Origin of the sequence: Bacillus cereus group sp. BfR-BA-01523 (assembly GCF_022662615.1) — a bacterium.
GTDB classification, from domain to species: Bacteria; Bacillota; Bacilli; order Bacillales; family Bacillaceae_G; genus Bacillus_A; species Bacillus_A mycoides.
Genome location: NZ_JAKUDX010000002.1, coordinates 148986 through 161738, shown reverse-complemented (window position 1 = coordinate 161738; position 12753 = coordinate 148986). Strand labels below are relative to the sequence as shown.

Genomic DNA, 12753 nt, shown 5'->3' with positions numbered 1-12753 from the left:
CTCCCCTCTTTTACTTACGCATTTTTGGATCTAACGCGTCGCGTAATCCGTCTGCAATTAAGTTGAATGCTAAGATTAACATACTGATGACAACCGCTGGGATGAACATCATATGTGGATACGTTTGAATTGATTTATAACCATCATTTACAAGAGAACCAAGTGATGCGAATGGTGGCTGAATACCTAGTCCGATGAAGCTTAAGAATGCTTCACCAAATACCGCTGTTGGAATTGTAAACATTGTCATTACGATAATTGGTCCCATTACGTTCGGAATTAAGTGCTTCACAATTAACTGTGTATTCGTTGCCCCTAATGTACGAGATGCTAATACATATTCTTGGTTTTTTAATTTTAGGATCTGTCCACGAACGATACGCGACATCCCTATCCAACCTGTAATTGCCATCGCAAGTGTAATTGACCAAATACCTGATCCCATAATGATTACCATTAAAATAACGATGATTAAGTATGGAATACCGTTAATGATCTCCATAATACGTTGCATAATATTATCTACTCTGCCGCCATAGAAAGCTGAAATACCTCCATATGCAACCCCAATTACTAAGTCAATCGCTGCTGCTAAAAGAGCGATATATAATGATACTCGTGTACCTTCCCATGTTCTTGTCCATAAATCACGGCCAAGATCATCTGTACCAAACCAGAAGTACTCTTTAATATCACGTTTTTCATATTGGTCAACACCATATTGATCTGTACCGTCAAATGGTAGCCAATGAACATTTTCAATCACTGGAATTTTCGGTGGCATTTTCGCACGACCTAAATCCTGCTCTTTATAAGAATGCTTACTTACCATCGGTCCTAAAATTGCTAGTAGTACAATAAGCATTAATAATATGAAACCAAACATTGCACCTTTATGTTGGAACAAACGTCTTCTTACATCTTGCCAAAACGTTAAGCTTGGACGGGCAATGACTTCATTATCAACATTACTCTGATTGGCTGGTTGAAATAAATCTGGAGATAATTTTTGTACATCTTTCATCATTTTTTCCCTCCCGCTAAACGAATACGAGGATCAATAATTCCGTATAAAATATCGACAATGAAAATAACTAAGATGAAGATCGCACTATAGAAAATTGTAGTTCCCATAATAACTGTATAGTCATTCACTGTAATCGATTTAACGAATTGTTCCCCAAGTCCAGGTACAGCGTAAATTTGCTCAATAACTAGTGTCCCTGTAATTAATCCTGCAACCATTGGTCCTAAAATTGTTACAACTGGAATTAATGCGTTACGCAGTGCGTGCTTGATAATGATAACGCCTTGGCTAATTCCTTTCGCTTTCGCTGTTAAAATGTAGTCTGCTTGCATAACCTCAATTAACTCTGCACGAGCGAAACGTGCGATTGTTGCGATAACTGCCATCGATAAGGCAATTGTAGGCATTACTGTAAACTCCGGTCCTTTCCAGAATGCTACTGGGAACCAACCAAGTTTTACCCCTACGAAATATTGTAGTAATGCGGCGAATACGAATGAGGGTACCGACATCCCGAGTACGGAAATAATTGTCGCCCCATAATCGACCCACGTATTGTTACGAAGCGCCGCAACGATTCCTAAAATTAAACCGATAAATGTTCCTAATATAATCGCTTGTAAACCAAGTTGTGCTGATGGTCCAATACGATCCACAATCATATCTGTTACTGGGCGGTTATCATATTGGAATGATACCCCTAAATCACCTTTTGCTAAGTTACCTAAGTAACGTGCATATTGAACTGGTACTGGATCATTTAATCCATATTTTTCAAGAATGATTTCTTTTTGTGCCGGTGATAGCTTCTCCTGGTTTTTAAGCGGAGAACCCGGTAGTAATTTCATCAAAAAGAAAGTCAGTGTAGTAATTAAAAATAATGTCAAAGCCATGTACACGAAACGTTTTAATACATAACGTCCCATAGTCAAGCACCTCCCCGTTTTTCTCAAAAGCAATAAGATAGTTTGAAATATTCTTACTTTTATTTTTTTAAAATAAGAGCACATGCCCATCATAGGCATATACCCTTATTCATGATGGAAACCATTTTTAGTTTTTGAGTTCAACCCACTTATAGCTAAATTCTCCGCCGTATTTATGTTCTAATAGGCCTGTAATTGAACTACGTTGTAAATATGCCTTTCCAGGTTGATATACTGGAGCAATCGCTGCATCTTCAAGCAATTGTTGTTCTGCTTTTAATAGAGCATCCCAACGAGCTTGTACATCTACTTCTGTTTTGGCTTTCTTAATTAGTTCATCATAAGCTGGGTTTGCGTAATTCACTTTATTTTGCGAATTACCTGTTGTATACATTTCAAGGAATGACATTGGATCCATATAATCTGGACTCCATCCCGCATATGACATCGCATAATCTCCACTTGCTTCAAGTTTTAACTTTTGTGCAAATGGCTGCATTTTTGTTGAAACTGTTAAACCTGGTAAGTTCTTTTCGAATTGTCCCTTTAAATACTCTCCGATTTTTTTAGCATCATCAGTATCAAAGTTTAATAACTCTAACTCTACTTTGTCTACACCAAGTTCTCTTTTACCAGCTTCCCAATATTTTTGAGCTTCTTTAACATCCTCTTTTATAAGCTTTCCGTTCTCTTCACGGAAGTCTTTTCCGTTAGGTCCTTTTGCCAAACCTTTCGGAACAAAACCATACATTCCTTCTGAACCATCGTTTAAGATAACTTTCCCGATATTTTCACGTTCAAAGGACATCGCAATTGCTTTTCGGATATTTTTATTTGCTAAAAATTTATTTTTTTCATTTAAACGAATGAATTGTGTAGATGGTCTCTTAATTGTTTTAAAATCAGCATCTGATTTGTATTTATCTACAAATTCTGATGTTAATACTACACGATCAATCGCTTTCGTTTCATATAAGTTTATAGCAGTTGAACGATCCTTAACAATATTGAAGTTTATCTCCTCAAGCTTCACTTCTTTATTTTCCCAATACGTTGGATTTTTCTTAAGGTGGAAACTTTGTTCATGTTTCCATTCATTTAAAACGAATGGGCCATTATAAAGTGTCGTATTGGATTCTAATCCAAATTTTGTTCCTTGTTCTTTTACAAACTTCTCATTCAAAGGATAAAATGTTGGATAGACTGTTAGACTTACAAAATAAGGAACAGGATTATCTAATTCCACTTCAAGTGTGTGATCATCAATTGCTTTTACACCAAGTTCCTCAACTGGTAATTCTTTTTTATTAATTTTCTCTGCATTTTTCACATCAAATAGTATGTAAGCAAATTTGGCACCCGTATTTGAATCAACAGCTCTTCTCCAAGAATAAACGAAGTCTTTCGCTGTTACAGGTTCACCATTCGACCATTTCGCATCTTCACGTAATTTAAATACATACTTTTTACCATCTTCTGATTTCTCATAAGATTTAGCGACTCCTGGAGCGAGTTTATCGTCTTTCCCCAGACGATACAACCCTTCCATTGTGTTATTCATGATGTTAGAAGATGCTGCATCCGTTGATAGCGTCGTATCCATTGTTGGTATTTCAGCAGTTTCTGTTAGATTCAATACTTGCTTATTTGAAGTACTGGATCCTTTCGCGCTTGCCTTATTATCATCTTTTTGATAACTACAGGCTCCTAGCACACTTACTGTCAACGTCGATGCAAGCAATAGCGGTATCTTTTTCTTCATGCTGTGTTGCCTCCCCTAATTGCACTTCCTGTACCCTCACTTGTAGAAAAACAGAATTGAAAGAATAATCTCCAAGTTTCTACAATTTTCATTATACATATAATATGACGATTGTGAATATAGTTTTTTGTTTTTTTGTTAAAATTTTTAATAAAATGTTTATATTTTTAATTTTTTGTAAAGGGATACGTTAACATTGCTACCATCATCTTGAAATTAGAACCTTAATTGCGTATAATTTTCAAAAAATTATTTATATTACTTATTATAACTTTTATAGTATAATAATTCTAGTAATATTTTGACGGAGGGGAATATTTTGAATAAAGTTTTTTTTCATACTTGTATACTATTTTTGGTTGCGATAATCGCTTCTAGTGTGGGCGCATTCCTCGTTTCATCTCATTTTTTGTTGAATTTTGTCAACATCTCATTCTATATTGCATTGTTTTTTATTCTTATAGGTGGTTTTTTATTCATATTTCAAAACGGATTTTTTAACGTAACAATTTACGCATTCCAAAGAGTATTTGGTACGAATAAAAAAATTGACTCTTTAATTGAAGAAGCAGAGGAACCTATCGATAAGAAAGAACGTATTTATAAAACATATTCATTCAAATGGACGTATCCGATTTGTATTACCGGTATCGTACTTGGGTTGTTCTCGATCCTCATTAGCTTTACTATTTTGATGTAGTTTGCAAACACTATCCCATATGATATAATAATCAGCAAAACATTTTGTTATAAAACTTTAGTTCTTTCATATTAAAAGAGCTTAGATAACAATAAATAAATTTATATGTATGCGATGATAAAGAAGAGTACATATTGAGGCAATTTCAGAGAGCTTGTGGCTGGTGTGAACAAGTAATTGCGCAGTATGGAATGGGCTTTTGAGCACCAAACCGAACCGAAAGTAGTAGGCTTTGGCGTTATATCCAGACGTTATTATGGATCTTGAGAGATTTCACAGCTGTGAAATAATTAGGGTGGTACCGCGGTCCATTCGTCCCTATGTAATTTGGGATGAATGGGCTTTTTTGTATGCCTTCTCTTCCCCATCGCACATTCAATTTTAGGAGGAATTACTTATGTCAGTTATCTTTTCTGGTATTCAGCCAAGCGGAACAATTACACTTGGAAACTATTTAGGAGCTATGAAGCAATTTACAGAGCTTCAAAATGAACACGACTGTTATTTCTGTATTGTAAACCAACATGCGATTACAGTACCTCAAGATCCCGTACAACTTCGTAAAAACATTCGCAGTCTTGCTGCACTTTATGTAGCATGTGGCATCGATCCTGAAAAAGCTACTTTATTTGTACAATCAGAAGTACCAGCACACGCTCAACTAGGATGGATTATGCAATCAGTTGCTTACGTTGGAGAATTAGAGCGTATGACGCAATATAAAGATAAATCTTCTGGTAGAGATTCAGTTCCAGCTGGATTACTAACGTATCCACCATTAATGGCTGCTGATATTTTACTTTACAACACTGAAATCGTACCTGTTGGTGATGATCAAAAACAACATATGGAATTAACACGCGACCTAGCAGAGCGTTTCAACAAACGCTTCCGTGAAGTGTTCACTGTTCCTGAAATTCGTATTCCAAAAGTAGGAGCTCGCGTTATGTCATTAACAGAACCTACGAAAAAAATGAGTAAATCTGATCCGAATCCAAAAGCAATGATCAGTATGCTTGATGAACCAAAAACAATTGAAAAGAAAATTAAAAGTGCTGTAACTGATTCTGAAGGTATCGTGAAATTTGATAAAGAAAACAAACCTGGAATCTCTAACTTATTAACAATCTACTCTTCATTCTCTGGAAAAACAGTTGAAGAAATAGAAGCAATGTACGAAGGAAAAGGATACGGGGACTTCAAAGGCGACCTAGCACAAGTAGTCGTAGAAGCAATTCGTCCAATCCAAGACAAATATAACGAACTAATCAACTCACCAGAACTAGACGAAATTCTAGACAAAGGTGCAGAAAAAGCAAACCTCGTTGCATTCAAACAACTACGCAAAGTAGAAAACGCAATGGGACTAAGTAGAAAACGTAGGTAACTTATAAAGCGGAGGCAGCTCGTTCAGCTCTGACTGGCTAAGGTTCTTTCGCATAGAAGACGCTTTTTGTCTTCTTATGCGGAAGGTTCTTAGACACGAAGAGCTTGCTGCCAGAGCTGGATTACTACAAAAAGCGGAAGCGGCTCGTTCAGAATGTGAGGGGGATGGAGCTCCTGACGTAGAGGCGCTTTTTGCCTCGCAGGAAGGCGCGAAGCCACCGAACATTCTTGTCACCTCCATAAAAAAAACCGCCAATTGGCGGTTTTTTTAATTTACCTTCTGCTCATTTTCCATTTCCCATAACTTTTCAAAAAACGGCTGTCCTTTTACAAGGCGCTCACATAATTGCTCGTGCTTCTCAGACCATCCAGTTTTCGCTTCATCATAAAGTTTAGCCCAAACATCTTCAAACTCCATATGTTGGACCATTCCGTACGCTGATGGATCCCACTCTGTGAACCAATAGCGAATTTCAGCTGGATTTTTCGTTGTATGTAATTGATCTAATGCCATAAATAATAATTGTTTTAACTGTCTTTCTTTACGAGTTAGGCCATTCATAATGAAAGGCGACGGCGATAAAATATGATGTTCTTTTTCAATCTCTTCCACTTGGAACTCATACTTTTCTGCTTGCACATTCTCTACCATCTCATATACCATCTGTTCTTGACGCGGTATAAGCCTACTTTTTCTAATTGGCACATTATAGCCGATTGAATCAATCGCAATAATTCCTTTTCCATCTGTAACTACAAAACAATATTCTTGTTGCAAACGTTCGTGATTTTTACGAATATAAGCCTTATGATATACGTCTTCCAATAATTTTTGCGGAAGCTCTAATAATTCGTTCTCGATGTAATGATATAATGTGGCATCTACTTTTAATAATGGCACTTGATCTAATAGCTCAATCGTATCATCTTTCCGCCATTCGTAAAAATGACAAACGTTATACCCATTCTCTTCACCTTCAAACCAATTTACCCATACATCATGTAGATATAACATTCACTACCCCTCACTTCACTACTGTTTGTACCAATCATTATGTTCAGTTTCGCTTAACTTTATTCCACTTGAGGAAATATATTCTAATTATTATTTTTTCTTCTATAATATAAAAAAAACAGGAGATAGCTCCCCTGTTTTTCATGAAACATGAAATGTATTTGCTTTATTCAATATTTCTTTCGCATCTATAGATAATAAAGAAAGTGTATTTTCTCCTTCAAATGCTACACAATCTTTCACAATATGAAATCCAAGTGCATAGCCAAGCATTTTCGGATACGAGTGCAGTCCATTTAATAAAACATCATGCTCCCTCGTACCTCTCTTTACGCCTATTCGTTCTTGTATTGAATTCCTCCAATAATAAATAGCATCTTCTTTTGAAATGTAAGTAGTCCACGGTGCACATCTTTTTTCTGTATACCTTTCATACACAGCTTGCTCAGCTAACCCTTCCATAATCATCGTATCAAGTAATGTATACTCTGTTTCTTTCGTCTCAATTTGATGTAACCTACATATATGATGGTATTCATGCGTTAATAAAGCTTTTAGTTCCTCTACTGAATTACGTCCACATACGAATAGGAAAATAACGTGACGCATAGATAAGCCAGCCTTCCCGTTATATTCCTCTTGTACAGTTCGATTGTATGAATCTGATAATAAAATAAAGATAGGGACATCTGGACCTTTTAGCCAACCTTTCAATTTTTCATACTCCATGCTAAGTTCTTTCCAAATTTCTTTCTTCTCTAACTCTTTAATTTCCTGCTCCCCCCGCATTACTGGGCGATACATACCTTTAGAGATTAAAAAGCGATACAGTCTCTCTTTTGGCAATGGAATATACTTTGTAAATTTCTCACAAAGCTTCTCTGGACGTCCATAATACAGATGTAACCATTCTGCCGTTTCAACAACCCCCAACCTTCATCCCTCCTTTTCTTATGTATATGCAAAAAAGAAAGGAACGTAAAGGTGATTAAAAATAAATAAGGTGTCTTTTCGTAATACTTTACGAAAAGACACCTTATTGTACATATTATTTATATGCTTTAAATACTAATACTGCGTTATGACCACCGAATCCTAATGAATTACTTAATACAGCTCGCACTTCTTGATGCCTCGCTGTATTTGGTACGTAATCTAAATCACATTCTGGATCTGGTGTTTCATAGTTAATCGTCGGAGGAATTACTCCGTCTGTAATTGATTTAATAGAGAAGATCGCTTCAACAGCACCAGCTGCTCCTAATAAATGACCTGTCATTGATTTCGTTGAGCTAATCGCTACTTTATATGCATGCTCACCGAAAGTTTCTTTAATTGCCATCGTTTCATACTTTTCATTTGCATCTGTACTTGTACCATGTGCATTAATGTAATCAATATCTTTTGGCTCTAGACCTGCATCAGCTAAAGCTTGACGCATCGCACGAACTCCGCCTTCACCGCCAGGAGCAGGCATTGTAATATGGAACGCATCACCAGTTGCACCATAACCAGCAATTTCCGCATAAATGTGAGCACCACGTGCTAATGCGTGCTCTAATTCTTCAAGAATAAGAATTCCTGATCCTTCACCCATTACGAAACCGCTACGATTTTTATCGAATGGGCGGCAAGCCGTTGCTGGATCTTCATTGAATGTTAATGCTTTCGCTGAGCTAAACCCAGCGAATGCCATACTTGTTAATGGCGCTTCTGCTCCGCCTGTTATCATCGCATCAGCATCACCGCGCTGGATTACTTTAAACGCATCACCAATTGAGTTTGCTCCAGATGCACAAGCTGTTACAGAGCAAGTATTAATTCCTTTCGCTCCTGTAGCGATTGACACTTGACCTGCTGCCATATCTGGAATCATCATTGGTACGAAGAATGGGCTCACGCGGCGCGGACCTTTTTCAGTAAAAATTTTAAATTGTTCTTCGTATGTTTCCATACCACCAATACCAGAACCAACCCATACACCAATGCGTGGTGCATTTTCTTCTGTAATTTCAAGCTTCGCATCCGCAACTGCCATTTTCGCTGCTGCTACTGCATATTGCGTAAAGCGGTCCATACGGCGCGCTTCTTTTTTATCTATATATTTTTCGACTTCAAAGTCGTTAATTTCTGCTGCTACTTTTGCAGGAATTTGTTCTGAATCTATTCTTGTAAGTCGTCCGATTCCGGATACACCGTTTTTAATGTTTTCCCAAGCTGTTTCAACATCTGTTCCGATCGGTGTAACAGCTCCTAGCCCTGTAATTACGACCCTCTTTTTTTCCATACAAAATACACTCCTTTTTTTCTCTCAGTCCTTATTTACCCCAACGAAGAGCTACTGCTCCCCATGTTAACCCGCCGCCAAAACCGACTAGTATAATTAAATCACCATCTTGAATACGTCCATTTTGCAATTCCTCTACCATTGCAATTGGAATTGAAGAAGCCGATGTATTACCGAACTTTTCAATTGTCATACTCATTTTTTCTTTCGGTAAATTTAATCTTTCTCTTGCAGATTCCATAATACGAATATTCGCTTGATGTGGTACTAAGAAGTCCACATCCTCTTTCGTAAGTCCCGCTTTTTCTAACACGCGAAGACAGGAATCACCAAGTTGGCGAACAGCAAATTTAAAGACTTCTCTGCCGTTCATCATAACATACTCGTCTTGATAAAGATGCTTACCGCCACTTCCGTCCGCTCCTAATTCAAAAGAAAGTACACCTTTCCCTTCCGAAACAGCTCCCATTACGATAGCACCTGCTCCGTCCCCAAATAGTACTGCTGTATTTCGATCGTTCCAGTCTACAATTTTAGATAGTTTGTCACTACCAACTACTAATACATTTTTATAAGTTCCCGTTTGAATAAATTGCTGCGCTGTAATCATTCCGTACATAAAGCCAGCACACGCTGCACTTAAATCCATTGCGGCTGCGTGTTTTGCGCCAATTGCTTCTTGGATTACACAAGCTACTGCTGGGAATGCGCGATCTGGCGTTACTGTTGCCACTAAAATAAGATCGATATCCTCTCCGCTAATCCCGGCATCTTCAAGTGCTTTTTTAGAAGCCTCTACCGCCATATATGAAGTATCTATTGTATCATCGGCAATGCGTCTTTCTGCAATTCCCGTTCTCGTACGAATCCATTCATCAGATGTATCTACGATTTTCTCTAAATCGTGATTTGTGACTACTTTTTCTGGCACATACCTTCCGATCCCTAAAATGCCCACGTTCACATCGCAGCCCTCCGTTTTATATCAATTATTATGACTTGGTACTAATTTTAAAACATAAATGTACTTTTGTCTAGAATATATTTCAGCTAAAAAAATAAGACAGCGTATTACTAACTTTATTTTTCATTAAAAGAAACAGAAAAATTCCTATCCTTTCAAAAGATAAACTTCCCAATACTTTTGACCTTACTCCGCTCGAAACAAAAAAGCCCTTACCGCTTCTATCCACGGCTCGAGCCTCTCTCCCATCAAAAAAGAAGGGTTTTGTTTTATTCTTTATCTGCTTTCCCTTCAAAACTAAGACCTTCTCCTCATAACATTCTCCCTTAACTACCTCATCCCTCTGGTTTCACTCCGCTCGAAACAAAAAAAGGCCCTTACCGCTTCTATCCACGGTTCGAGCCTCTCTCCCATCAAAAAAGAAGGGTTTTGTTTGGTTTTATTCTTTATCCGCTTTCCCAAGCTCATATGCTTCGCCCATTACTTTCATCAATAGCTCTAACACCGGCTGTGCTTTCTCCATATCAAGTGCAATTCCATTAGAATCTAAAATTGCCTTTGCTTCTGGTAAATGCTTCATTGCGATTTGTAAAAATTGCATACTTTTTTCGTTCATGTAATCTCTTCCTCTCCATTAAAGCTTTTCAATCAATTATCCATACAATAGTTTAACACGCGTGCTACCCTTCGTATAACTCTTTATATTTTTTCATATGTGCCAATTGTTTATTTAAACCGAATTCTACTGGTGTATTTTTTTGAATAGAAATAACCTCTACAGCTTCATCTCTTACTTCCACATTTTTGTTATTTACTTTATCATCTGCATGTAAAAGACTCATACCTTTTTCCCATAACTCTTCTTTTCCACTAAGTAAATTATATATACCGAGGTGTTTTACATTCATTCCATTTTCCCATAAATATTCACATACATCTTCAACGTAAAGTAAATCACTTCCTTTTTCTCCATTTATACAACGGCACTCTTTTTCATCAAGTTCTGATAAAATAAGCTGATGATACATCATAAACGACGGTTGCCACGGCCCATATAATGTAGGAACTCGATATGCACTATATTGTAATTCGCCTTTTTTCAACCCTTCTTCCACTTTCGAAAATAGATGTTTGTTTTCGGATTCTTCAGTGCTTCCTATTTCAATAGAAGAAATTAGATTTAACTTTACTTTATTTTTTTCACACATCCTTACGATTCGTTTTAAATATTGTAATATGACCCTTTCATTCCGAAATCCACTTTGCTGATTCGGCTCATACAAGCAAAAATAAACTGTATCGAAACTCTCTTCCTCTACCGATCGCCATCCGTCTTCATCCCTTATAGAATAGTACGTAAATAACGCATTCCGCCCAATCAACAATAATTTCTCTTCATTAATTTTTGTCATACTATCAAATTCATCAAAATCAAGACCATATACTTCTACTTCTTCCGCAATCATTTTATTCACAAGGTGATAACCTACAAACGTAAGTGCACCTATAATCAGCACGCGTTTCATACCACCAACCCTTTCCCCTTGAAACAAATAGCTCCTCATTTATGTATATGGGAGCTTCACAATTCTTCTTCATATTTTTTAAAGAAATCAGTCGTTTGTCTAACCATTTTATATTTCACATCTTGCAGATGGAATAAAACAGAAGTATCGCATTGATTGAATTGCCTCATTTTCTCGTATTTACGTAACAATTGTTTTCTTCCTCTTTTTTCCTGTGTTGAGACAAAAATTTTAACAGGTACACAAGACGGCAGAAGCGCAAATGATTTCTTATTTATTTTTGATTCTAATTCTTCTTCTTTGGAATCATACGCCAAACTTAATTCCTTCACTAATCTTTTGTAAAAAAACTTATGCTCTTTCTCAAAATCCACATATTCTGGTAAATCTAAACACGGATTTAACATAACGACAGAACGTATACATTCAGGGTATTTGTTCATCATCTCCAGCGCTACAAGCGCTCCCATACCATCTGCCATAATGTGCATTTTCGCATTCAATGTCTCTTTTCTTAGAACGACATCATACAAACGTTTTGCAAGACGAACAGCTCGGTCGTTCCCCCAATGCCTTCCATATAAGTTAGATGAAAAGACCGTATAGCCTTTTTCAATAAGGCCCTGTAAAAAATAAGCTCTCCCTGCATGCTGTGTCCATAAACTTGTACCATTCTCAATAAAATAGTTATAATCTCCTAGAAGCATAACAGAAAATCCATTTGGCTTTTCCGGTAAATAAATTACACATGGTTCTTTTTCTAAGTAAAAAAAACGTTCCGTAATACTCATTTTTCTCCCGCCTTATTTTCTAAACGTATAAAAGTACTCTTTTATAATGTATGAACAGAATGCAAATTTGCGTTGAAAAATCTACAAATATTTTTCTATATTCTTTTTTCAATTGTGTTACAATAAGGACAGATTGAACGAATAGAGGTGTAAAATATGCGTTTCATTTGGGCATTAATTTGGTCGTTCGCGCTTGTACATATGATGAGCTACGTAATCGGCTCTATGACTGGCGGTACATACGATTTTAACCAAGCGTCTATTTTCTCAGTTGTTCTTGCGGTATTAGTATTAGCGATTGCAGCTGCGATTCCAAACGAGCCAGTAGAACAACACTAAAAAGAGTCCGGATTTTATCCGAACTCTTTT

General features: G+C 36.8%; 13 protein-coding genes and 1 other annotated feature. Of the genes, 3 read left to right on the top strand and 10 right to left on the bottom strand.

Annotated features, from left to right (window positions below; all coding sequences use genetic code 11):
- Positions 1-10: 10 nt before the first annotated feature.
- The 3 genes from opp3C to MR066_RS05180 all read right to left on the bottom strand — a co-directional run bounded on the left by opp3C (position 11) and on the right by MR066_RS05180 (position 3715).
- Complete coding sequence (gene opp3C / locus MR066_RS05190) at positions 11-1027, bottom strand: oligopeptide ABC transporter permease (RefSeq protein ID WP_012260546.1); 1017 nt, start codon at positions 1025-1027, stop codon at positions 11-13.
- Positions 1024-1953 (bottom strand): oligopeptide ABC transporter permease, encoded by a 930-nt coding sequence (gene opp3b, locus MR066_RS05185; protein ID WP_000534165.1) that lies wholly within the window; start codon positions 1951-1953, stop codon positions 1024-1026. The genes opp3C and opp3b overlap by 4 nt, the downstream gene beginning before the upstream one ends.
- Positions 1954-2080: 127 nt before the next feature.
- Positions 2081-3715 (bottom strand): peptide ABC transporter substrate-binding protein, encoded by a 1635-nt coding sequence (locus tag MR066_RS05180; protein WP_098167265.1) that lies wholly within the window; start codon positions 3713-3715, stop codon positions 2081-2083.
- A gap of 319 nt (positions 3716-4034) precedes the next feature.
- Between MR066_RS05180 and MR066_RS05175 the strand changes: the two genes are divergently transcribed.
- Together MR066_RS05175 and trpS are read left to right on the top strand one after the other, a co-directional pair.
- Entirely contained in the window at positions 4035-4415 is a 381-nt protein-coding gene (locus MR066_RS05175) for a DUF3899 domain-containing protein (protein WP_002125921.1), read from the top strand.
- A gap of 105 nt (positions 4416-4520) precedes the next feature.
- Positions 4521-4738 (top strand) — a binding site (T-box leader).
- Between the two features lie 74 nt (positions 4739-4812).
- Entirely contained in the window at positions 4813-5802 is a 990-nt protein-coding gene (gene trpS / locus MR066_RS05170) for a tryptophan--tRNA ligase (RefSeq protein WP_242246166.1), read from the top strand.
- Positions 5803-6069: 267 nt separating this feature from the next.
- Here trpS and MR066_RS05160 read toward each other — a convergent pair whose 3' ends face one another.
- From MR066_RS05160 to MR066_RS05130, 7 genes are all read right to left on the bottom strand, one after another.
- Positions 6070-6816, bottom strand: a complete 747-nt coding sequence (locus tag MR066_RS05160) for a YjbA family protein (protein ID WP_002030367.1) — start codon at positions 6814-6816, stop codon at positions 6070-6072.
- A 141-nt stretch (positions 6817-6957) separates the two neighbouring features.
- A complete protein-coding gene (locus MR066_RS05155) occupies positions 6958-7749 on the bottom strand; it encodes a DUF2268 domain-containing putative Zn-dependent protease (protein ID WP_002030365.1) in 792 nt (263 codons plus the stop codon).
- 115 nt (positions 7750-7864) lie between these two features.
- Positions 7865-9103: a beta-ketoacyl-ACP synthase II gene (gene fabF / locus MR066_RS05150; RefSeq protein ID WP_002030364.1), complete on the bottom strand. Its 1239-nt coding sequence runs from the start codon at positions 9101-9103 to the stop codon at positions 7865-7867.
- A gap of 31 nt (positions 9104-9134) precedes the next feature.
- A complete protein-coding gene (gene fabH, locus MR066_RS05145; RefSeq protein WP_001100550.1) occupies positions 9135-10067 on the bottom strand; it encodes a beta-ketoacyl-ACP synthase III in 933 nt (310 codons plus the stop codon).
- 439 nt (positions 10068-10506) lie between these two features.
- On the bottom strand, positions 10507-10683 hold the full coding sequence (locus MR066_RS05140; RefSeq protein WP_002011319.1) for a ComZ family protein: 177 nt from the start codon (positions 10681-10683) through the stop codon (positions 10507-10509).
- Positions 10684-10747: 64 nt separating this feature from the next.
- Complete coding sequence (locus MR066_RS05135; protein ID WP_002086991.1) at positions 10748-11620, bottom strand: NAD-dependent epimerase/dehydratase family protein; 873 nt, start codon at positions 11618-11620, stop codon at positions 10748-10750.
- Between the two features lie 29 nt (positions 11621-11649).
- Positions 11650-12384, bottom strand: a complete 735-nt coding sequence (locus MR066_RS05130; protein ID WP_063217364.1) for a lipase family protein — start codon at positions 12382-12384, stop codon at positions 11650-11652.
- 156 nt (positions 12385-12540) lie between these two features.
- Here MR066_RS05130 and MR066_RS05125 point away from each other — a divergent pair, with 156 nt between their 5' ends.
- Positions 12541-12723: a YjzD family protein gene (locus tag MR066_RS05125; protein ID WP_001211111.1), complete on the top strand. Its 183-nt coding sequence runs from the start codon at positions 12541-12543 to the stop codon at positions 12721-12723.
- Positions 12724-12753 lie beyond the last annotated feature (30 nt).